Annotated in this window: 17 protein-coding genes and 1 tRNA gene; 12 read left to right on the top strand and 6 right to left on the bottom strand. The window is 33.8% G+C overall.

The genetic code is table 11. From position 1 onward, the window contains the following. Positions 1 to 455 precede the first annotated feature (455 nt). On the top strand, positions 456 to 1,106 hold the full coding sequence (locus RM538_RS13085; RefSeq protein ID WP_311333890.1) for a response regulator transcription factor: 651 nt from the start codon (positions 456 to 458) through the stop codon (positions 1,104 to 1,106). 3 nt (positions 1,107 to 1,109) lie between these two features. Here the strand turns inward: RM538_RS13085 and RM538_RS13080 are convergent, their stop codons facing one another. The 3 genes from RM538_RS13080 to RM538_RS13070 form a co-directional block, all read right to left on the bottom strand. Then, positions 1,110 to 2,786 carry an amidase family protein gene (locus tag RM538_RS13080; RefSeq protein WP_311333889.1) on the bottom strand — a complete coding sequence of 559 codons (1,677 nt, stop codon included), beginning with the start codon at positions 2,784 to 2,786 and terminating at the stop codon, positions 1,110 to 1,112. A gap of 49 nt (positions 2,787 to 2,835) precedes the next feature. Beyond that, complete coding sequence (locus RM538_RS13075; protein ID WP_311333888.1) at positions 2,836 to 3,288, bottom strand: GNAT family N-acetyltransferase; 453 nt, start codon at positions 3,286 to 3,288, stop codon at positions 2,836 to 2,838. 83 nt (positions 3,289 to 3,371) lie between these two features. Further along, complete coding sequence (locus tag RM538_RS13070) at positions 3,372 to 4,514, bottom strand: acyl-CoA dehydrogenase (protein WP_311333887.1); 1,143 nt, start codon at positions 4,512 to 4,514, stop codon at positions 3,372 to 3,374. Between the two features lie 159 nt (positions 4,515 to 4,673). Here RM538_RS13070 and RM538_RS13065 point away from each other — a divergent pair, with 159 nt between their 5' ends. The 10 genes from RM538_RS13065 to RM538_RS13020 all read left to right on the top strand — a co-directional run bounded on the left by RM538_RS13065 (position 4,674) and on the right by RM538_RS13020 (position 13,225). After that, positions 4,674 to 5,732 carry an anhydro-N-acetylmuramic acid kinase gene (locus RM538_RS13065; RefSeq protein WP_311333886.1) on the top strand — a complete coding sequence of 353 codons (1,059 nt, stop codon included), beginning with the start codon at positions 4,674 to 4,676 and terminating at the stop codon, positions 5,730 to 5,732. Positions 5,733 to 5,736: 4 nt separating this feature from the next. After that, positions 5,737 to 6,576, top strand: coding sequence for an alpha/beta fold hydrolase (locus tag RM538_RS13060; RefSeq protein WP_311333885.1), 840 nt, complete (start codon positions 5,737 to 5,739; stop codon positions 6,574 to 6,576). 94 nt (positions 6,577 to 6,670) lie between these two features. Next, positions 6,671 to 7,072, top strand: a complete 402-nt coding sequence (locus RM538_RS13055; protein WP_311333884.1) for a DUF2452 domain-containing protein — start codon at positions 6,671 to 6,673, stop codon at positions 7,070 to 7,072. 88 nt (positions 7,073 to 7,160) lie between these two features. Continuing rightward, positions 7,161 to 8,387, top strand: coding sequence for a Glu/Leu/Phe/Val dehydrogenase dimerization domain-containing protein (locus RM538_RS13050; RefSeq protein WP_311333883.1), 1,227 nt, complete (start codon positions 7,161 to 7,163; stop codon positions 8,385 to 8,387). A 30-nt stretch (positions 8,388 to 8,417) separates the two neighbouring features. Beyond that, a complete protein-coding gene (gene nhaD, locus RM538_RS13045) occupies positions 8,418 to 9,800 on the top strand; it encodes a sodium:proton antiporter NhaD (RefSeq protein ID WP_311333882.1) in 1,383 nt (460 codons plus the stop codon). A 49-nt stretch (positions 9,801 to 9,849) separates the two neighbouring features. Then, positions 9,850 to 10,551 (top strand): MotA/TolQ/ExbB proton channel family protein, encoded by a 702-nt coding sequence (locus tag RM538_RS13040; RefSeq protein WP_311333881.1) that lies wholly within the window; start codon positions 9,850 to 9,852, stop codon positions 10,549 to 10,551. A 1-nt stretch (position 10,552) separates the two neighbouring features. Further along, complete coding sequence (locus RM538_RS13035; RefSeq protein WP_311333880.1) at positions 10,553 to 10,945, top strand: ExbD/TolR family protein; 393 nt, start codon at positions 10,553 to 10,555, stop codon at positions 10,943 to 10,945. A gap of 71 nt (positions 10,946 to 11,016) precedes the next feature. After that, positions 11,017 to 11,796, top strand: a complete 780-nt coding sequence (locus tag RM538_RS13030) for an energy transducer TonB (protein ID WP_311333879.1) — start codon at positions 11,017 to 11,019, stop codon at positions 11,794 to 11,796. Positions 11,797 to 11,855: 59 nt separating this feature from the next. Beyond that, positions 11,856 to 13,073 (top strand): bifunctional folylpolyglutamate synthase/dihydrofolate synthase, encoded by a 1,218-nt coding sequence (locus tag RM538_RS13025; protein WP_311333891.1) that lies wholly within the window; start codon positions 11,856 to 11,858, stop codon positions 13,071 to 13,073. 77 nt (positions 13,074 to 13,150) lie between these two features. Beyond that, positions 13,151 to 13,225 (top strand) — tRNA-Val (locus tag RM538_RS13020). A 41-nt stretch (positions 13,226 to 13,266) separates the two neighbouring features. On the opposite strand, the gene RM538_RS13015 is transcribed toward RM538_RS13020, so the two are convergent. Further along, the gene (locus tag RM538_RS13015; protein ID WP_311333878.1) at positions 13,267 to 16,410 is read right to left on the bottom strand and encodes a CRTAC1 family protein; all 3,144 of its coding nucleotides are present in this window, start codon (positions 16,408 to 16,410) and stop codon (positions 13,267 to 13,269) included. 204 nt (positions 16,411 to 16,614) lie between these two features. Here RM538_RS13015 and RM538_RS13010 point away from each other — a divergent pair, with 204 nt between their 5' ends. Then, on the top strand, positions 16,615 to 18,879 hold the full coding sequence (locus RM538_RS13010; RefSeq protein WP_311333877.1) for a T9SS type A sorting domain-containing protein: 2,265 nt from the start codon (positions 16,615 to 16,617) through the stop codon (positions 18,877 to 18,879). Between the two features lie 57 nt (positions 18,880 to 18,936). Here the strand turns inward: RM538_RS13010 and RM538_RS13005 are convergent, their stop codons facing one another. Together RM538_RS13005 and gldJ are read right to left on the bottom strand one after the other, a co-directional pair. Then, positions 18,937 to 20,217, bottom strand: coding sequence for a UDP-N-acetylmuramoyl-tripeptide--D-alanyl-D-alanine ligase (locus RM538_RS13005; RefSeq protein WP_311333876.1), 1,281 nt, complete (start codon positions 20,215 to 20,217; stop codon positions 18,937 to 18,939). A gap of 69 nt (positions 20,218 to 20,286) precedes the next feature. After that, positions 20,287 to 21,972: a gliding motility lipoprotein GldJ gene (gldJ, locus tag RM538_RS13000; protein ID WP_311333875.1), complete on the bottom strand. Its 1,686-nt coding sequence runs from the start codon at positions 21,970 to 21,972 to the stop codon at positions 20,287 to 20,289. Positions 21,973 to 22,120: the final 148 nt, after the last annotated feature.

Raw genomic sequence — 22,120 nt, 5'->3', positions numbered from 1 at the left:
AGATACAACCATTAACTATAACTCTGAATTAGGAAAAGGTACTATTGTTTCATTTACATTTTAAGTTGTCTAATACGACAACTGCCGTATAGTTTATTATTGTACATAGATTTAATTTTACAAAAAAATAAAGTCTATGGATTATACACTTGTTATCTCAGGAATTATTTTGCTTATTGTCACTTTCATAATAGTATCGTTCTGGCTTCAGAATAGAAGATATTCAAGTCTACATATCCAAAAAGTGGCATCCTTAAAATATAGTATAAAAGTTGAACGTGGGCAGATAGAGAAAAGACAAGAAGCATTAAAGGCATACAATTTTTTAAAATATAATTTATCAAACTCACTCATCCCTCAAAGTGAAGTTAAACTCTAATACGTCAATTGCCCTATACTTTGTTAGCAAAGCTCTTTGTATTTTTAACTATCTTTAATCCACTAACTAACCCATTATGAATCTTAAAGTTGCTATAGTAGACGATAACAGTTTCCTTATTCATGCTATCAAGGAAAAACTTTCTTTTTTTGATGATATTAGTATAAAGCACACTTCCTTGAATGGGAGTGAGTTACTTACCAAGCTTCAGGATAATCATAATGTAGATGTAATTTTAATGGATATTGAAATGCCAGTTCTTGATGGTATTGAAACTACCCAGATGGTAAAACAAAAGTATCCTCAGATTAAAATTATAATGCTTACAGCATTTGATAATGATGAGAATATTTTTAAGGCTATTAAAGCTGGAGCAGACGGCTACTTATTAAAAGAAATTAATCCAGGAGATTTACATGATGGTATTCATGAAACGCTGAATGGTGGTGCTGCAATGAATCCTTCTATTGCATTAAAGACATTAAAGCTGTTACGAAATCCTATAGATATTGAAAACCCAAAAGACCAAGAGGAAATATCACTTTCTAAAAGAGAAGTGGAGGTTTTAGAGCAGCTAAGTAAGGGATTGAGCTATACAGTAATTGCAGATAACCTATACTTATCTCCCAGTACTGTTCGTAAACACATTGAAAACATCTACAAAAAGCTACAAGTACACAGTAAGATTGAAGCCGTACAAAAGGCAAAAAAGCACAATATTATTTAATCTTTATTTAGAAAATTGCTGTGGAATTTTTCGTACAGGATTAGCTTTTTCATAAGCAGCTCCTAGTTGTATTAATAGGGCTTCACTATTTGATGCTCCAATAAAAGTAATAGCAATAGGTTCACCATTTTCTTTATATCCCATTGGTAATGCCAAACAAGGTCTCCTCCCAACAGCAGCATACCCAGAGTGATAATTATTTATAGAAATTACGGCATCTAGTTGATGTTTTTCCATGGGTTCTTGAAAAAACTGATTTCCTTTCTGCATTAATTCATCTCTAAGCTTTACAAAATCTTCAGATGAGGTGGAATCTACCATAATTCCATCAAACAAAGCTTGGTTATATGGCATGTTTAACAAACTATCTTTTTGATTGAAAGCCATTACTTCTGATAAGTTTTTTACTGAAATATTTTCTGAAGTATAATTAGCTAAATATTTAGGAAGGTCCTCGCGCATTTCAATATTCAAAAGAGTTAAAAAACCATTTAGTTGAAGCTGAGGTGGATCATATTTTATAATTTCTGCACCTTGATTTTCAAGAATTTTAATAGTTTCAGCGTACAATGAATCTTCTAGTAAATTATTTAAAGCCCCTAGTCGTTTCCCTTTAAGAGTACTGTTTTTTATAGAAGAAACATAGTCATGGTCTTTTGAAATAGTTGCAGTATCTATTTCATCTTTTCCTGAAATGGCATCTAGTACAATAGCTGCGTCAATTGTATTTTTTGCCATAGGACCTGCCGTATCAAGCGAGTGCGAAATAGGAACAATTCCTGTTCTGCTTACTACTCCAATAGTAGGCTTAAGACCTACTAAAGAATTCTGACTCGTAGGTGAGATAATAGACCCAGAGGTTTCTGTTCCAATAGCAGCAACAGCGTAATTTGCAGCTACAGCAGTACCACTGCCGGCACTACTTCCTCCTGTTTCAAATATTTTCCTTCCATAAGGGTTTAAGGTTTGTCCGCCAATGGCACTATACCCCAAAGGACAACCCGAACAAAAGTAATATGCCCATTCACTTAAGTTTACCTTCCCTAATATAAGAGCCCCTTTGCTTTCTAACTGCGAAACTATAAATGCATTCTCTGTTGGATTATTTTCTTGTAGTACAACAGCTCCTGCAGTTGTTGGCATGTTGGATGTGTTAATGTTATCTTTTAATAAAATAGGCATTCCATAGATAGGGTGTACTTTGCTTTCATTGTTGTTATCACGTTCTACGGCCTCGTCTAGCACTCTAGGATTAAGCGCAATAATAGTGTGCAGAGTTGTTTCGGGGTTTAGCTCATATTTGTAAATGCGCTTTAAGTAAAATAGCGTAAGTTCTTTATATGTAAATGTCCCTTTTTCTATTTCTTTTTGAATAGAGGGTATGTTTTTTTCAAGTATAAAAGGAGAAAGCTCTTTGTAGCGTTCTTCAGAAAAATTGGTAACCTCCCAATATAAGTCTGCATAGATGTCATTTTTGTCAGTAAACTTAGATTGCAAAAGTTTAAACTGCATTCTTGGGTTTTCGTGCTCTTTTTGTATGGCAAGTTCTTCAGTTTCTTCATTATTTTCCCAAAGAACAGGAACAGGCTTTTCAATTACTTCCTTTTTTTCTTTTTTACAACTAGTAATTAATACAGATAAAGTAAAGATAGAAATACACAGGGTGGAAAAAGATTTCATTTGTATGAGAATTTGTTTTTTTAAAAATACTTAATTTATCTAATAATGATTAGAGTTTCTTTTTAAAACAAAAACTTGCAGCTACCCCTTTATACTGACCATAGTTTTCTTCCATGCGTTTGTACTCACATTTTTTATAAAGTGCAATAGCTTCAGGTTGATTAATACCTGTTTCTAAGATACATTTTTGGTAGCCAAGTTCTCTTGCCCAATTCTCAAGTTGTTGTAATAATTGTGAAGCAACTCCTTTACCACGAGCGGTGGTTTTGGTGTACATCCTTTTTATCTCCATAGTGCTAGTATCATACTCTTTAATGGCACCACACCCCACAGGAAAAGTATCGAGATAGGCGATAAGGCAATGCTGTATAGTATCTAATTTGTTAAACTGGTTGTAAAAATCATGGTCGTCACCATCTCTAATAGCTAACTCGGCGTCAAGCTCCTTCACTAGAGAAATAAAATCTTTATTTTGGTTAGTTGTTTTTACAATCTGTAGCATAGTTTTCTAATTGCTGCTTAAATTTAGATAAACAAAAAAACCCAACCAAATGGCTGGGTTTTAATTATAATTTTAAAACTAGTTTAGTCTCTTAGTAAACCTCTAGAAATTACTATTTTCTGGATCTCACTTGTTCCTTCGTAAATCTGAGTAATCTTTGCATCACGCATTAAACGTTCTACGTGATATTCTTTTACAAAGCCATTTCCGCCATGTACTTGTACAGCCTCTACTGTAACTTCCATTGCTGTTTGACTTGCATATAATTTTGCCATAGCACTAGACATATCATAATTGTTACCTTGATCTTTGTCCCAAGCAGCTTTCATTACTAGGTGTCTAGAAGCTTCAATTTTGGTGTGCATATCTGCCAACTTAAAAGCAATCGCTTGGTGGTTACAAATTTCAGTACCAAATGCCTTTCTTATTTTAGAATAATCCCTAGCAAGTTCATAAGCTCCAGCAGCAATACCTAATGCTTGTGCAGCAATACCAATACGTCCCCCACTAAGGGTTTTCATCGCAAATTTAAAACCAAATCCATCCTCGCCAATTCTATTTTCTTTAGGCACTTTAACATCGTTGAAGTTTAAGGTATGTGTGTCACTTCCTCTAATGCCTAATTTATCTTCTTTAGGACCAACCTCAAAACCATCCCAACCTTTTTCTACAATAAAGGCATTAATTCCTCTATGTCCTTTTTCACGATCTGTTTGCGCGATAACAAGGTAATAATCTGCAGAACCTCCATTGGTAATCCAGTTTTTTGTTCCATTTAAGATATAGTGATCACCTTTGTCTATTGCAGTTGTTTTTTGCGATGTTGCATCACTACCTGCTTCTGGTTCGCTTAAACAAAATGCGCCAATAGATTCTCCAGTTGCTAATTTGGTAAGGTATTTTTGTTTTTGTTCTTCGCTTCCATAAGCCTGTAAACCATAACAAACTAATGAGTTATTTACAGAAACAATGACCGAAGCTGATGCGTCAATCTTACTCAATTCTTCCATAGCAAGAACATAAGAAATAGTGTCCATTCCGCCACCACCGTACTTAGGGTCTACCATCATTCCTAAAAAGCCAAGCTCTCCCATTTTTTTAACTTGCTCAGTTGGGAACTCTTGTTTATTGTCACGTTCTATAACGCCAGGTAATAACTCTGCTTTTGCAAAATCACGAGCGGCATCTCTAATCATTAAGTGCTCTTCAGATAGGGTAAAATCCATAATACGAAATCGTTTGAAATTGAGTTTTTAAAAGTGATGCAAAGATACCTCTTATCGTTGAATTCTCAAATACCAATAAACAAATTCAATATTTGATTTTTACTCAAAATAAATCCCCACTTTTAAGAGGTTTGTTGGGATGTTTGTTACATTAGCAGTATGCTGAAAGAAAACTACCATGTGCTTGGCATTATGAGCGGTACTTCGCTTGACGGAATAGACATTGCAGAAATAAATTTTAAATTTTCTGAATCGAGAATTACCTATACCCTTGGAGTTTCTGAAACAATTCCATACCCCCAAAAATGGAAAAAATCACTTTCTGAAGCAATTTCATATACTGAAAATCAGTTAAAAGAATTAAATACTCTATATACTAACTACCTTTCTGAAGTTATTAATTTATTTATAAAAAAGAATACAATTGTTTCTCTGGATGCAATTTGTAGTCATGGACATACAATTTTACATCAACCAGAAAAAGGAGTAACACTACAGATTGGAAATTTAAAAGCACTCTCAGAAAACATAAAACAAACTGTGGTTTGTGATTTTAGAGTTCAGGATGTAAAACTTGGAGGACAGGGAGCACCCCTTGTACCTATTGGCGACCAATTGCTTTTTGGAGAGTATGAATATTGCTTAAACTTAGGAGGGTTTGCAAATCTTTCAAGAGTAATGGGTAAAAATAGGATTGCATATGATATTTGTCCAGTAAACATTGTATTAAATTACTATGTCCAAAAAATAGGCCTAGCCTATGATGATAGAGGTGATATTGCAGCTACTGGAATTATAGATAAAGAACTGTTAGGTAATTTAAATAATTTAAACTTCTATCAAGATACTCCACCTAAATCCTTAGGGCTTGAATGGGTAAAGAAGTTTATTTTCCCTTTAATAGATGCTAAAAACATCGAAATAAAAGATATTTTAAGAACGTTTATAGAACATATAGCAATTCAAATTTCAAAACAAATAAAAGGAGGAGGAACTGTTTTATCTACAGGTGGTGGCGTATATAATGATTTCTTGTTGCAGCGAATTGAAGCTTATTCAGAAAATAAAATAAGTATTCCTTCAAAACGGCTAGTGGAATTTAAAGAGGCATTAATCTTTGGACTATTAGGTGTTTTAAAACTTAGGGGGGAAGTAAACTGTTTGGCAAGTGTAACAGGTGCGTCAAAAGACCATAGTAGCGGTATAATTTTTAATTGATAGTATGAGGTTTTTAATACTAATTACCCTTATTTTTTCTTCTTGTACTACATTGCAATGGCGAGAAACAGATAAAGAAATTTATGCTACTCATATTGAAAAAGGAATACCTACTAAAATAAGTTATTACCCTGTAGACTCTCTTGACCTAAAAATTAGAGTTCAAGAAATAACACAACCTGATAATTCTATAACACTTTTTTTTATTCATGGTGCACCAAGCTCATTAGCCTCTTGGAATAAATATTTGCAAAACGATTCGCTTAACAAAAAGGTAAATCTAGTTGCTATAGATAGACCGGGATACGGATACTCTAACTTTGGTAATGAGATGCCATCAATTAAGAAGCAATCAAAACTGCTTAGTGACTTAATTACCAGTTATAACTTAAAAAACACCATTGTTATTGGTTCTTCTTACGGAGGACCTATTGCAGCTCAAATTGCAACACAAAATAAAAATGTAAAAGGTGTTATTATGGTTTCACCAGCAATAGACCCTCTTAATGAAAAAGAATTCTGGGTGTCAAGGTTAACTCAATGGTGGATAACGAGATGGATGGTGCCAACTGGGTATAGAGTTGCAGGAGATGAAAAAACTATCCATGCACTTGAATTAACAGCTTTAGAAAAAGGATGGAAGAAAGTAACTATTCCGGTAGTGCATATTCATGGTGATGCAGACAAGATTGTACCATACATTAATATTGAATACACCCCGAAACATTTTAGAAACCACAAGGTCGTCACAATACCTAATACAGGTCATGAAATTGCTTGGGCAAATCCAGAGTTGATACTTCCACATATTTATAACTTAATTGAAGAAATAGAGAAAGATTAAAAGTTGTTATTCTGGGAACCTAACTAGTTTAGGTAATTTTTAACACCTTTAATAGCGGTAAACTTATGTTTCAAGTATTATTTTTGTGAAAATTATGAAGAAGGAAAAACCAGACCAAGTTGTTTTTAATGAAGACTCACAAGAATACGAAGCGAATATTACTCCGTACGCTACAAATGTAGGTGCACCTTCTATACAAAAAGAAGATGTTACTACATGGAAAAACGCTAATATAACTAAGGTAAACCATCAATTTAAGACCCAATTTGATTCCTTAAAAAAGGAATATCAAGTGATGATGGAAAAGTTTGAGTATAATAACCTTATTTATTCTTCTAAGTTTAGTTTTGAACCGGTAGTTGGAGAAACATATCATCTTTATGAATCAGAAAAATCAACTGCTTTTTTATCATTAATTGCTCCAAGAGAATGTAGCTTTATTCATTTAGGCACTTTTAAATTAAATGCAGATAAAATGTGGGAGAAAATTGATTAAAATTTACCTAAAATAAACACAAACCCTTTTTCAATTTTTTATATTTGTTGCAATACTCTCTTGAAAAGAGTTTTAACTTACCAACTACATGAAAGAACTTCTTAAAAAGTACGAAGACAAGGAACCCGAAATAGTTTTTCATTGGAATGATCCAGAAACCGAAGCCGAAGGCTGGACAGTCATAAACTCGCTAAGAGGAGGCGCTGCCGGAGGAGGTACCCGCATGCGTGTAGGGCTTAATGAAAATGAAGTACTTTCACTTGCCAAAACTATGGAGGTGAAGTTTACCGTTTCTGGCCCTGCAATTGGAGGTGCTAAGTCAGGTATTAATTTTGATCCAAGTGACCCAAGAAAAAAAGGTGTGTTAGAACGCTGGTATAAAGCAGTATCTCCATTATTAAAATCTTATTATGGTACTGGAGGAGATTTAAATGTGGATGAGATTCATGAGGTAATCCCAATTACAGAACAAAGTGGAGTATGGCATCCACAAGAAGGTGTTTTTAATGGCCATTTTACTCCTACTGAAGCCGATAAGATAAATCGAATTGGCCAACTACGTCAGGGAGTGATTAAAGTGTTAGAAAACGACACTTATTCTCCAGATGTTTCTAGAAAATATACTGTTGCAGATATGATTACCGGCTATGGAGTAGCCGAAGCAGTCCGTCATTATTATACTATTTATGGAGGTGATGTAAAAGGAAAAAGAGCCGTTGTACAGGGCTTTGGAAATGTAGGAGCAGCTGCAGCCTATTATCTATCTCAAATGGGAGCAAAAGTAGTAGGAATTATAGATAGAGTAGGTGGTATTGTGAATAAAGATGGCTTTTCTTTTGAAGAAATAAAACAACTTTTCCTTCAGAAAGATGGTAATACATTAGTGGCAAACAACATGATTTCCTTTGAGGAAATAAATAAGCAAATTTGGAATTTAGAGTGTGAAATATTTGCACCATGCGCAGCATCAAGACTTATTACTAAGGAACAAATATCTAGTATGATAGATACTGGTCTTGAGGTGATTAGCTGCGGAGCAAACGTGCCTTTTGCAGATAAAGAAATTTTCTTTGGTTCAATAATGGAATTTACAGACGAGCGTGTAAGCTTGATACCAGATTTTATATCAAATTGTGGTATGGCAAGAGTGTTTGCCTACTTTATGGAGCGTAAAGTACAAATGACAGATGAAGCTATCTTTAACGATACTTCTATGACTATTAAAAATGCAATAAAAAATACTTTTGATAATAACAGTACCAAAACAAACATAAGCAAAACAGCTTTTGAGATTGCATTAAAACAATTATTATAATTATAAAACCTTATAACTTCAGATTACACTATGGAATCAATCATTATTTTAGTTTTTGTTATTGGATATCTTTCAATTACCTTAGAACATCCACTACGATTAGATAAAACAGTTCCTGCATTAATAATGGCAGCGCTTATATGGGCACTACTTGCTATAGGTTTTCATGCAGGCTGGTTTGATGTGATTGATACCTACGAAAACTCTTTTAACTTTTTAACCGGAGGAGAGGAGGCCGAACATGGCTTTGAGAACACCTTACTTCACCATTTAGGAAAAACAGCCGAAATACTCATCTTCCTTATCGGAGCAATGACTATAGTAGAGATTATAGATTTGCATAGAGGTTTCGAAATTTTAAAAGGAGCTGTAAAAACAAAAAGTAAAAGAAAGCTATTGTGGATTATAGGGGTTTTAGCTTTTATTCTATCGGCAATTATAGATAACCTAACAGCTACTATTGTATTAGTAACCTTATTGCGTAAGCTTATTGTTAATAGAAATGAACGTCTTTGGTACGCTTCTATGGTTGTAATTGCTGCAAACGCTGGTGGTGCTTGGTCACCTATTGGCGATGTAACAACAACTATGCTGTGGATTGCTAAAAATGTAACAGCTCTAGGATTAATCGAGTATGTAGTAATACCTTCAATAGTATGTTTTGTAATCCCATTTGTTATAGCAATGTATTTGCCTGCTTTTAAGGGTGAAATAATAACACAAGAGCTTCCTGATGATGAAGAGTCTGGACGATTATTAAGTAGTAAAACAATGTTGTTCTTAGGGTTAGGAATGATTGTTTCTGTACCTGTATTTAAAACCATCACGCACCTACCTCCTTATATAGGGATGATGTTAGCATTAGGTGTGGTATGGTTGGTTTCTGAATATATCCATCCAGAAGAGGACTTCAGTAAAGAAAGGAGACATTTGTACTCTGCTCATAAAGCATTATCAAGAATTGAAATCTCAAGTATTTTATTTTTCTTAGGAATTTTAATGGCAGTAGCAGGACTAGAAAGTTTGGTGTATGGTGTGGCCGAAAATGGCGACCCTGTAGGAACCTTGCGTTATCTAGCCGAAGTATTACAAGCCACCATTCCTAATCAAGATGTTGTAGTAATTTTATTAGGTGTATTCTCTGCAATTATAGATAATGTTCCTTTAGTAGCAGCCTCTATGGGTATGTACGATTCACCAACAGATTCTGTTTTGTGGCACTTTATTGCCTATTCTGCTGGAACAGGTGGAAGTATGCTTATTATTGGTTCTGCAGCGGGTGTTGCAGCTATGGGTATGGAGCGTATAGATTTTATCTGGTACTTAAAAAAGATAGCTTGGTTAGCTGCTATAGGCTTCTTAGCTGGAGCAGGTGTGTTTTTACTTATCGAGCGAGTACTATTTGCGCACTAACAACAATTTCTTATAACGATTCTCGTTACTATTAAAAATCAATAACACTATGATAAACCTCTTTATGCAAGATGGTGCACAGGACGTTGATCCTTTATTGGAAGATGAACCTGTAGAAAAAACACTTTCAATTATAGACCTTTTAATGAATGGAGGTCTTGCGGGACAAATTATAATTCTAGTACTTTTTGTACTCCTATTTATTGCTGTCTATATTTATTTTGAAAGACTTTTTGCTGTAAAAGCAGCTTCAAAAATGGATGGTAATTTTATGAACCAGATTAGAGACAATGTCTCTTCTGGTAATGTACAAGCTGCAAAAGCATTATGTATTCAGCAAAATAGCCCAGTTTCTAGGTTAACTGAAAAAGGGATTTCACGTATTGGTAGCCCACTAGAGGATATTAATACAGCTATTGAAAACGCAGGACGACTAGAAGTATATAAACTTGAAAAAAACGTAAGTGTACTAGCAACCATTGCAGGTGCTGCACCAATGATTGGTTTCTTAGGAACAGTAATTGGTATGGTATTAGCATTTCACCAATTAGCCACAAGTAGTGGTCAAGCAGAAATGGGAACGCTTGCAGAAGGTATTTATACAGCTATGACTACAACTGTTGCTGGGCTTATTGTTGGTATTATAGCTTATATGGGGTATAACCATATTGTAGTAAAGACAGATAAAGTGGTACACCAGATGGAAGCTACTGCGGTAGACTTCTTAGATATCTTAAACGAACCAGCTTAATATGAATCTAAGAGGTAGAAATAAAGTAAGCGCAGAGTTTAGTATGAGCTCTATGACAGATATAGTTTTTCTGTTGTTAGTTTTTTTCTTACTTACATCACCTGCAATTACGCCAGATGCTTTAGATTTAATCTTACCGAAGGCAAAAGGCAAAAGCACAAATATTCAAAAAGCATCTGTGAGTATTACTAAAGGCGGTGCCTACTATGTAAATAAAGAGCGTGTAAGTGAGTTTGGTATAGAAAAAGAATTGCAAAATGTACTAGCTGGACAAGAAGAGCCTACTATTATATTAAGAGCAGAAGAAGGTGTTCCTATTGAAGATGCCGTATTGGTAATGGATATAGCAAATAAAAATAATTTTAAAGTAGTACTAGCGGTACGACCTAATTAATAATTTAACTGTTACTGTTTATTTAAAACTAAAGCGTGAGCGTTCTAGATACAAAACATAAAAAAAAGAGTATGGCGATTACGGTAATTCTACATGTAATTATTCTGCTATTGTTGTTTTATTTTGGGTTCACTTATTTAGATCCACCACCAGAAAATGGTATTGCTGTTAATTTTGGTACTACAGATACGGGGCGTGGAAATATTCAACCTACCGAGAAAATACAATCGGCACCCAAACAAAACAATCCAGAACCTGTAAAACAACCTAAATCTGAGATTAAAGAAGAAGTTGTCACTCAAGATACAGAAGATGCTCCTGTGATAAAGAAAGAAGAAACCAAAAAAGAGCAAAAAGAAACTCCTAAAAAAGTAGAGCCAAAAAAACAACCTCCCAAAAAGCCAGACCCAAAGCCAGATAAATCTACAAGTGATGCGTTATCTAGCTTAATTAATGGGCCAAAAAGTGATGGGACAGCTCAAGGTGGAGAAGGTAATGATGATACTCCGGGTGACAAAGGAAACCCTAATGGAGACCCTAATGCGAGTAGTTATTACGGAACAGGAAAAGGGTTAGATGGTGATGGTAATTACCTCTTGGGAGGTCGTAAAGCACTTAATAAGGTTAAATATACTCAAGATTGTAATGAAAGTGGTAAAGTAGTAATAAAGATAACAGTTGATAGAAAAGGAAATGTTATTCAAGCTAGTCTAGGAAGAGGCTCTGAAACTAACCCTTGTTTATTCAATCCAGCAAAGCGAGCAGCACTAGAAACAAAATTTAATCCAGATCCTAATGCTCCAGCAAAACAAATAGGAAAGATTATTTACAATTTTAAACTGTCTGAATAGATTACTTTCTTTAATTTACTTTCACTTTTTATAGTATCTTCACTTTAAAATTTTAAAAAATTAATTACAACAAAACCATAACGTGGCTTTTTGAGCAGTTACCCATGTATCAACGCGTAGGTAAAACTGCGTATAAAGCAGATCTTTCTAATACTATTAAACTTGTTAATTATCTTAAAAACCCAGAAAAAAAGTTTAAAAGTATACACGTTGCTGGTACCAATGGTAAGGGTTCTACAAGCCATATGTTGGCATCTATTTTACAAGAAGCAGGATATAAAGTTGGGTTATATACTTCACCACATTTAAAAGACTTTAGAGAACGAATTAAGATTAATGGTGAAATGATACCTAAAAGAACCGTTTCGTCATTTGTAACAAAGAATCAATCGTTTTTTGAAGCACATAAATTTTCTTTTTTTGAAATGACTGTAGGTCTTGCTTTTGATTATTTTTCAAAAGAAAAAGTGGATATAGCTGTAATTGAAGTAGGCATGGGAGGTCGTTTAGATAGTACCAATGTAATTACTCCAGAAGTTTCAGTAATTACTAATATTGGTTTAGACCATACGCAGTTTTTAGGAGATACTATAGCGCAGATAGCTTCAGAAAAGGCTGGAATTATAAAAAAAGGAATTCCTGTTGTTATAGGAGAATTTCAAAAAGAAACCGAAGATGTGTTCAGAATTATTTCAGAAAAGAAAAATGCGCCTTTGTATTGGGCTTCAGATTTTGATGCACTCCAAATACCTTCAGATTTAAAAGGAGAATATCAAATAAAGAATAACAGAACAGCACAAATGGTTGTTGATGTGCTCCAAGAAAAAGGATACGCTATAGGAATTCAGCATGTCGCAAAAGGACTAGGAAATGTGGTAAATAATACTGGATTGCTAGGACGATGGCAATTATTAAAAGAAACACCAAAAGTAATTTGTGATACTGCGCATAATAAAGAAGGGTTGCAATTGGTAATGAAGCAATTAAAAAAAGAAAAGTATGGCAAACTACATTTTGTATTAGGTGTGGTTAACGATAAAGATATAGACGCTGTTTTATCATTATTTCCAAAGGGTGCTTTATATTACTTCTGTAAACCAGATGTACCTCGGGGTCTTGACGCTTTAGTATTACAAAAACAAGCTAATGTTTTTGGGTTAAAAGGCGATAAGTATTCTTCTGTAACAAAAGCCTACAAGGCTGCTTTAAAAAATGCAAATAGTGATGATCTTGTCTATGTTGGCGGAAGTACTTTTGTTGTAGCAGAAGTTGTCTAATTTTTATAAAACATTTTTACGATAATTGTTTGTGAGAAATAAAAACTAACTTATATTTGCATCCGCTAACAAAGCAAGGGCGCGTAGCTCAGTTGGTTCAGAGCACTTGGTTTACACCCAAGGGGTCAGGGGTTCGAATCCCTTCGCGCCCACAAAAAGACTTCCATTATGGAGGTCTTTTTTTGTTTATGGGTTACCTTTCTTTAATTGTATTTGGGTAAATAATAGTATAAGAAGCGTTGCTTTTTAAGTTTTTTATGATAACTACTTCTCCGTTACTCCATTTAATAATAGCATCTGTTTTCTGGTCTTGCCCTAAACCAAAATGTTGTTCTTTAGGATGGACAGATAGATATCCAGTTGTGCTATGTATTTCCCTCCATAAATTTTTGTGAGTGTCACTATTGAGTATTATGGAGCTTCCAATGGCATCTCTGTTTATTTTTTGTCTTGGATCTCCAATTAATTTTATTTTAATCCAGTTATTGTTGGATTTATTTATGTTTTCAAGAAAAACCGCTTTTTCGTGATAGTTATTTATTAAAATATCTAAGTCTCCATCACTATCAAAATCAAAATAACTAGCGCTTCTAGCATTACTATTTAAATCTAGATTATATTCTTTTGCTTTATTTAATAATTTCCCGTTTTCATTTACAAAGAATACATTTTTTTCACGATTACTCTCTGCATATATAATAGCATTTGATGCTGTGCTTCTCTCAAAATAGAATGGATTTTCAGTAGAATAAACACTAAAATCATTCATTCCATTTAAGCAATATAGATCTTCATCTCCATCGTTATCAAAATCAAAAAAATCTGCATCCCAAGACCAACCAGTAGCAGAGTATCCATCACCTATATTGGTAGAAAGTTCGTAGTTTTTAAGTAAATCATTCTCGGCATTAGAAATAAATAAATCGTTTGCCTCAACAGTCCTTATGTTTACCATTTTCTTAGGGTCAAATTTCATAGTAGTTTCTGCATTTGGGCTCACATATTTTTCGTCTTTTTGCATTACCACAATGTTAGAGATATAAAAATCTGGGTACAAATCTTTATTAAGGTCTGCAATACCAACATTCATTGTGTAGGATGGTTTATCTGTTCCTAATTCGCTTGAAACTTCTTTAAAAACACCTTCCTTAGAATTTAGATAATATTTATTTACACCAAAGTCGTTGCCAACAATTATATCTTGTAATCCATCTTGATTAATATCTGAATGTCCTAAGGCTTGTGTCCAGCCAGAATTTGTTGCAATAGTTCCCGAGAGTTGTACTTCTTCAAAGATAAAATCACCTTTGTTTTTAAAAAGTCTATTAATAGAACCATTTTGACTGTCCCTACTTAAATTGGGTAAATCTCCTTTAATATAGTTTCCGAAATATCCTATGTATATATCTAAAAGCCCATCGTTATTATAATCAAAAGCAGTAGCAGGTCCTCCCACATATCCTTTACCACCAAGATTTGCTTGAATAGTAACATCCTTGAAATTATCCCCATCAATATTTTGAAGTATTTTATGAGAATCGTTTACGTAACTTATAAATATATCTTGAAGACCATCATTATTAAAGTCTGCTATGATAGGTTGTCTAGGTTCGCCGTAAGATTGTAAAGTATCATTCCAAATGTTTAGTATTTCATTATTAGGACTAAGGGTAAAACTTCGTTTTTTATTTCCATAGAATAATTTGTTGCCAAATCCACTTAATAATAAAATATCAATTATGCCGTCGTTATTTATATCTTCACAAGCTACTCCAGACCCTCCAAATGCTGGAGGAATAGCTAATTTTATTTTCCCTTCGTTTGTAGCTACAGTATAACTTCTTATGTGCCTGTTTAGCCAGTCTGATGACTTATGCTCAAAAAGGACATTTGTATTTTTAGTAATATCTCTAAATGAGTTTTTTGTTGTTTTTAATGAAATTGCTGAAGATATTTCTGTAGTTGAGGTTTTTGCTGAAAAGCTTCCATAACTATCAATAAGGCTTTGTATTTCCTTAAACCCTGCAGTTATATCTTCTTTATCTAATTTGCTTTTTTCTAAATGATGTGAATTTTTCCCAGCTAAACGTAAAACTAAGACTCCCATCTGGGCTATACCTTCTACAAGTAGTTCGGCTGCGTTTGGGTCTATACTATTAATGCTCTTTTTTGATAAGTCGTCTAATGAGTATCCTAAAATACGCCAATGAAAACCACTATCTCTAAAGGCATCTAGATCATAAGATTCTATTGTTATTTTTTTTGAAGCGTTATTTGGAAAAAAAGTTACATCTTCAAAATTATTTGTAGTGGCAGGTAAAAGTTTATATAGACTTTTTTCTACATCAGGATTTCTAATAATTAATTGGTTTCTTTTTTTTGCTTCTTTATTAGATTCTTCAATTAATGTTGAAGTAAAGCTTATTAAAGACTCAAGGTAGTAACTTCTTAGTTCATTAGATACTGTATGGTCTGTAGGCCATTTTTGCCTTGCAAAATACACCTGTAGGTTCCTAAGAAATACACTTTCAGTAAGTTTATTGTACTTTTTGTATGAAGCTATTTTTTGGTTTATAATATCTTTAAGCACTTTGTTTTTTTCTGAAACTATTAGCGCTTTTTTAGGTTCTAAAACATACTTTTTGTTTTTAATAGTTTCAATATTTTCCGACTCAGATAATATAAGTACCCAGCTATCTCTTAGTAGGTCTTTTGTGATTTTTGATTGATTTGTTTTTCTGGCTTTTAGGTCAGAAACCTTTAAAACAACCAGCGTAAGAAGGTTTGTAAACTCATTAGCTTTTTTAAGAGCGTCTTTATTAAAGTCTAAGAGGTTATTTTCAGGAATATAAAGCAAATCTTGCTCAACAGATAATAGTGAACGAAAGCCATAAGATACAGAGCTGTATTGTGCAAAATCCTTTTTAGTGATTCTTACATTTCCTGTAGTTAAATGATAGTTGTAATTTCCATATGAGTCTATTGAAAATGAAGCTATTTTGTTTAAAACCTCTGTTAGTTGTGAAGCTTTAATAGAGCTACTTCCTTCTTTTCTGGCAATTTTGGAAGCCTCATTTTTTAAATAAAAAATAAGCTCTTTTTGGATATCTATTTTTGCATTTCTAGCCTCATCAGTAAGAGGAATACCGTACATAAAGTCTTCTAGCCTATTTGCTGTAGCATAACATTTAGGGTCTTTGTCTTTTTCTAAATTGTATATTTCTTGAATAATCGATGTTACTGCCTTGTTTTCTTGTGCTTTAGCATTAAAAATACAAATGCAGATACAAAAAAGGGAAACTGTATTTAATTTAAAAGAAATTAGTTTTTGATACATATTGCTAAAATACCTAAAATATATATGATGTAAATATTAGTATTAATTAACAGGCTGTTGTAGTTTATAAATAGGGTTTTAGGGTTTTAATCGGTTTTAGGGTTTTAATCGGTTTTACAGTCTATTTAAACTAGAAGTCAATTAACATAATCACTATTCCAAAATAATTATGTAGCTTTATAGAACTAATTAAACTAACCAATCATGAAAAAAATTACACTACTCACCCTTTTGGGGTTATTGTCTTTTGTGTTCAATACAAGTGCCCAAAACGTTTTTACACAAATACAACAAAGTAACTCCTATCAAGAAGTTATAGATATGGATATGTCCTCACGTACCATTATATCTACAGTTAATTCGGAAATTCAAGGATCTTTATGTGTTGGAATTGATTGTATAGATTCTGAAAATTATGGCTTTGATACGTTTAGGTTAAAAGAAAATAACTTACGTATTCATTTTGAAGACACAAGTACCTCTGCTGGTTTTCCAAGTAACGACTGGAGAATAACTATTAATGATAGTGGTACTGGTGGAGATTCTTATTTTGGGATAGACGATGCTACTGGTAACGTTCGCCCTTTTAGAATTAATGCTGGTGCCCCCAATAATGCTTTTAAGATTGACGCTCAAGGTGATGTAGGTATTGGTTTATCAGGGAATGCAGATGCTGTTGTAGAGTTGCATGTTGCAGATGGTGACACACCAGCATTACGTCTAGAGCAAAATGGGACCTCTGGATTTACACCTCAATCTTGGGATGTCGCTGGAAACGAAACTAATTTTTTTGTGAGAGATGTTACCAATAGTAGTGCTTTACCTTTTAAAATTATCCCTGGCGCCTCTAATGATGCACTTGTTATAAGAGGTAATGCAATTGGTGTAGGTGGTGCTGGTAATGGAGTTAATGCTAATGCCTCAATAGATTTAAAATCCAGTACTGAAGGGCTTTTGCTTAATAGAATGACCAATGCTCAGCGAACTACTTTTGAAGCAAGTTTAACTGCTACAGAGAAAGGAATTCTTGTATACGATACAGATGACAACCAGCTATATTCTTGGGATGGAACACAATGGCAATCTGGTGGTGCAGATACAGACGATCAAGGCGTAGACGTATTTCAGTTAAACGGTAGTAATGAGCTAGAACTATCTTTAGATAACGATGGTGTTGCTACACAAACCGTAGATTTGTCAAGTTTCTTGGATAATACAGACGACCAAGGAGCAGATATTTTTCAGTTAAATGGTAGCAATGAGTTAGAGTTGTCATTAGAAGATGATGGTGTTGCTACACAGACAGTAGATTTATCAGGTTTCTTGGATAATACAGATGACCAAGGAGCAGATGTTTTTCAGTTAAATGGCAGCAATGAATTAGAGTTGTCATTAGAAGATGATGGAGTTGCTACGCAGACAGTAGATTTATCAAGTCTCTTGGATAATACAGATGACCAACAATTATCTTTAAACACTAATTCATTAGACTTGGAAGATGGTGGAAGTGTTGATTTGTCTGGATACCTTGATAATACAGATGATCAAAATATTTCTGGATCTGGACTTTCTGGAACTACACTTACCATAGGTATTGAAGGTGGAACTTCAGAAACTGTTGATTTATCTTCATTGGATGATTCTGGAACAGACGACCAAACAATAGATGCATTCTTACTTAATGGAAATGATTTAACTTTATCTCTTGAAAATGATAATACACCTGCTAGTACAGTAAACTTGTCTGGATATTTAGATAATACAGATAATCAAAATATTTCTGGTTCCGGACTTACTGGAAATACACTAACTATAGGTATTGAAGGTGGTGCATCAGAAACGGTTGATTTATCACCATTAAATAATTCTGGTTCAGATGACCAACAACTTTCATTACTAGGAAACTCATTAAACCTTGAAGATGGAGGAAGTGTAGATTTAACGGCATACCTAGACAATACAGATAACCAAACACTAGCAAATTTTATTTTAGGGAGTAATATTCTTGGAATTTCAATTGCCGGAGGAAATACTGTACAAGTAAACCTCACACCTTTAATAGACCCTCTTGAAGCAGACTTAGCTGCTGCCGAAGCACAAATCCAAGATTTACAAGACCAATTGGTTAGTGTATTAGAAAGACTAGATGCTATTGAAGAATGTGCTTGCGATGGTACTTTAGGCGTTGCAGATTATACAGTACAACCAGATAAAGCCTTTTTATATCAAAATTTACCAAATCCATTTGATAATACTACTTTGATTAAATACTTTGTGCCGTTGAGCTATTCAAACGCAAACATTGTTATTAGCGCAACTTCAGGAAGAATTCTGGATAATAGGTCTAATTTAAGATTAGGGGAGGGGAGTATCACCGTTAACAAGAATAGGATGCAAGCAGGTGTGTATTTTTATACCTTATTTGTTGATGGAAAGCGAGTAGATACTAAAAGAATGATTGTTGAATAGATAAAATATTGAAAACAAATATGAGCCCCAGTAGATTTATCTACTGGGGCTTTATTTTTATAATAATTCAACAATTCTTTCTAAAGCCATACCTCTTGAAGCTTTAATAAGTATAGTACATTTTTTTAATTGAAGATTAGCTATAAATTCCTTTAAGTCTTCAAAGGTTTTAAATAAATTTACGTGTGCTGCTTCTGTACTAGTTTTAAAGAAGTTGGTCCCAATAAGGTATGTATTTCCTATTTTATTTTTAGAGAGATAATCTGTAACAATTTGGTGCTCTTCTTTAGCAGTATCTCCTAGTTCAAACATATCCCCTAAAAATAAAACCTTATTAATTCCTTCAGATTGTTCAAAGTTTTTAATAGCGGCCATCATGCTTGTAGGATTTGCATTATAGGCGTCTAGAATTATATTATGCCCCTTTTTCTCAATACGCTGTGATCTATTATTGGTTGGAATATAATCTTCAATAGCTTCTTTAATTTTGTTTTCTGAAACTTTAAAAAAAACTCCTATAGCTATTGCAGCAGCTATATTATTAAAATTATAAAGCCCGATAAGGTTACTTGTAATATCTACGTTGTTATATTTAACTTTCACAACATTTGAAGCGTCTAGGAGTTCGATAGTATAGTCGCTATTACCTGAACCAAATGTAACCTTATCCAAATTAGTACTCTCTATGACTTGGCGCTCATCATTAGTATTTATAAAAGCTATTTTATTTTCTTCTTTTAAGTACTTATATAATTCGGTTTTTCCTTTCACAACTCCTTCAAGACTCCCAAATCCTTCTATATGTGCTTTTCCGAAGTTGGTTATATATCCATAATCTGGCAGACTAATCTTACTAAGTAGTTCTATTTCTTTAAGGTGATTTGCGCCCATTTCTACAATACCTATCTCAGTATCTGAGCTCATAGAGAGCAATGTTAATGGCACACCAATATGGTTGTTTAAATTACCTTGTGTAGCTGTAGTGTTATATTTTTTAGATAATACTGCATTTATAAGTTCTTTAGTAGTTGTTTTTCCATTACTACCAGTAAGACTAATGATGGGGATATTAAGTTGTTCACGGTGATGCGTAGCTAAAGACTGTAATGTTTTAAGTACATCTTGTACTAAAATCATAGAATCTTTTAATGTATAAAAGGATTCATCGTCTATAACTGAAAGTAGCGCTCCATTATTAATTGCTTCTTCGGCAAATGAATTTCCATTAAAATTATCACCTTTTAAAGCAAAGAAAATACATCCTTTTGTAACTTTTCTAGTATCTGTGCATATTGGTGCTCCTTGTATAAATTTTGAGTAAATAGATGTTATTTTCATAAAATAAAGCTACAAAAAAAGCCCTGAATTTTCAGGGCTTTATAAAATATCTTATTTGCGTTTCCAAGATTAATTTCTTGGACGTTTTCCTTTTTTAGATTTGCTACCAACACGTGACATTGCACATCTAAATCCAATGTAATCTGTAGCCATATCTTGAGGGAAATATCTTCTTTGTGCTGGATCTAACCAGTAGTCTCTATCTCTCCATGAACCACCTTTGTATACTCTTACTTCGTTATCAATAAGTGTAGTTCTATTTCTAGATTGATCAAATTGTCTATCAAGACCTCCAGTACTATCTGCAGCTACTCTATGTTTTGGAGAGTTATACATTCTTTTAGAATCATCTTCGGTTTCTTCCTCACCAAAGGCATCTCCTCCAAAAGATTGGTAGTATCTAGTAGAGCGCTTGTCTCCATCACGATAATCTCTATTATCACTCTTAGAGAACTGAGTTCTTAGGTATGTTTCATTTTCGTCAACAGGTACTTGTAAAATTTCTCCTGGTAAGTTTCTTGCGATAATCTTACCATTTGCTAAAGTATCATAAACAATAGAGTCTGCTGTTACAACTTTTACCTTACCATCTTCTCCAATTGCATCTTTTGTATAGACGTTACCACGATAGTAGTTAAAGTCATTAAATTCATCATCAACAATTGGTCTGTAAACATCTGCAACCCATTCAGCCACATTACCAGCCATATCGTATAAACCATAGTCATTAGCTTCATATGATTTTACTTCGGCAGTAATATCTGCACCATCATCACTCCATCCGGCAATACCACCATAGTCACCATCACCTTGCTTAAAGTTTGCTAATTGGTCACCACGACTTCTTCTGTTTCCAGAACGTGTGTATTGTCCTTCCCATGGATATTTCTTTCTACCTCTATATACGTTGTAGTTTCTAAGTCCTACTAGGCCTAAAGCAGCATATTCCCATTCAGCCTCTGTTGGAAGTCTGTAAGATGGTAATAATAGTCCGTCTTTACGCTGTACATATAAATTTGTAGAATCTTCATTTCTTTTAAGGAGAGACTCTGATCTTTTACCACCTCTTGTAATAGAGTCTTTACCACCATACGTTAAAGTTGGGCTATTTAAGTAAGTGTCTGTGCTAAAAGTAGATCCAGAATCTACATCATATCTAGCTCCTCTTGCTGTAAAACCTTCTTCTTCTAAGATAAGCTCGTTAACGCGGTCTGTTCTCCAGTTGCTAAATTCTACTGCCTGTATCCAACTCACACCAACTACTGGGTAATTTGCATAGGCTGGGTGGCGTAAGTAGTTTTCTGTCATTGTTTCGTTAAACCCTAAACGGTTTCTCCAAACAAGCGTATCTGGTAATGCACCTTCGTATATTTTTCTGTAATTATCATCACTTGGAGGAAAAACTTGCTTTAACCAATCTAAATATTCAAGATACATTAGGTTGGTTACCTCAGTTTCATCCATGTAGAATGATTGAACATGTTGTTGGTTAGGACTGTTGTTCCAATCATGCATTGGATCATCCTGTACTTTACCCATAGTGAAAGTTCCACCTTCTACAAAAACAAGTCCTGGACCTGTTTCTTGTTCTTTAGCTTCGGGATTGTACTGGAAACCGCCTTCTTTGGCGTTCATTTTCCAACCTGTTGCTCTAGAGCTATCTTTGTAGTCTCTAGACTTGTTGCAACTAACTATTAATAAGGATGTTACGGCTACTATAGATAACCGTAAAACTAGGTTTTTGTTTAAGTTCATAGTTTCAATTATGAAAAAATTGGGTTCGCAATATAGTAATTAACGTTATAAATTCAATATTATTTTAAGATAATTGCTTGTTAGGATTGACTTCTTATAACAACCAATGAAATAGCAAACGATTTTTTTAGTGCTATAGTATGTATAA

Origin of the sequence: Patiriisocius hiemis (assembly GCF_031846325.1) — a bacterium.
GTDB lineage: Bacteria > Bacteroidota > Bacteroidia > Flavobacteriales > Flavobacteriaceae > Patiriisocius_A > Patiriisocius_A hiemis.
Note: the sequence above shows the minus strand (reverse complement) of the source record. Positions and strands in the feature narration are given on the sequence as shown.

Excerpts from the sequence above, each read along its gene's own strand:
- RM538_RS13085 (WP_311333890.1), top strand. The coding sequence starts at position 456 with ATGAATCTTAAAGTTGCTATAGTAGACGATAACAGTTTCCTTATTCAT.
- RM538_RS13080 (WP_311333889.1), bottom strand. The coding sequence starts at position 2,786 with ATGAAATCTTTTTCCACCCTGTGTATTTCTATCTTTACTTTATCTGTA.
- RM538_RS13075 (WP_311333888.1), bottom strand. The coding sequence starts at position 3,288 with ATGCTACAGATTGTAAAAACAACTAACCAAAATAAAGATTTTATTTCT.
- RM538_RS13070 (WP_311333887.1), bottom strand. The coding sequence starts at position 4,514 with ATGGATTTTACCCTATCTGAAGAGCACTTAATGATTAGAGATGCCGCT.
- RM538_RS13065 (WP_311333886.1), top strand. The coding sequence starts at position 4,674 with ATGCTGAAAGAAAACTACCATGTGCTTGGCATTATGAGCGGTACTTCG.
- RM538_RS13060 (WP_311333885.1), top strand. The coding sequence starts at position 5,737 with ATGAGGTTTTTAATACTAATTACCCTTATTTTTTCTTCTTGTACTACA.
- RM538_RS13055 (WP_311333884.1), top strand. The coding sequence starts at position 6,671 with ATGAAGAAGGAAAAACCAGACCAAGTTGTTTTTAATGAAGACTCACAA.
- RM538_RS13050 (WP_311333883.1), top strand. The coding sequence starts at position 7,161 with ATGAAAGAACTTCTTAAAAAGTACGAAGACAAGGAACCCGAAATAGTT.
- nhaD (WP_311333882.1), top strand. The coding sequence starts at position 8,418 with ATGGAATCAATCATTATTTTAGTTTTTGTTATTGGATATCTTTCAATT.
- RM538_RS13040 (WP_311333881.1), top strand. The coding sequence starts at position 9,850 with ATGATAAACCTCTTTATGCAAGATGGTGCACAGGACGTTGATCCTTTA.
- RM538_RS13035 (WP_311333880.1), top strand. The coding sequence starts at position 10,553 with ATGAATCTAAGAGGTAGAAATAAAGTAAGCGCAGAGTTTAGTATGAGC.
- RM538_RS13030 (WP_311333879.1), top strand. The coding sequence starts at position 11,017 with ATGGCGATTACGGTAATTCTACATGTAATTATTCTGCTATTGTTGTTT.
- RM538_RS13015 (WP_311333878.1), bottom strand. The coding sequence starts at position 16,410 with ATGTATCAAAAACTAATTTCTTTTAAATTAAATACAGTTTCCCTTTTT.
- RM538_RS13010 (WP_311333877.1), top strand. The coding sequence starts at position 16,615 with ATGAAAAAAATTACACTACTCACCCTTTTGGGGTTATTGTCTTTTGTG.
- RM538_RS13005 (WP_311333876.1), bottom strand. The coding sequence starts at position 20,217 with ATGAAAATAACATCTATTTACTCAAAATTTATACAAGGAGCACCAATA.
- gldJ (WP_311333875.1), bottom strand. The coding sequence starts at position 21,972 with ATGAACTTAAACAAAAACCTAGTTTTACGGTTATCTATAGTAGCCGTA.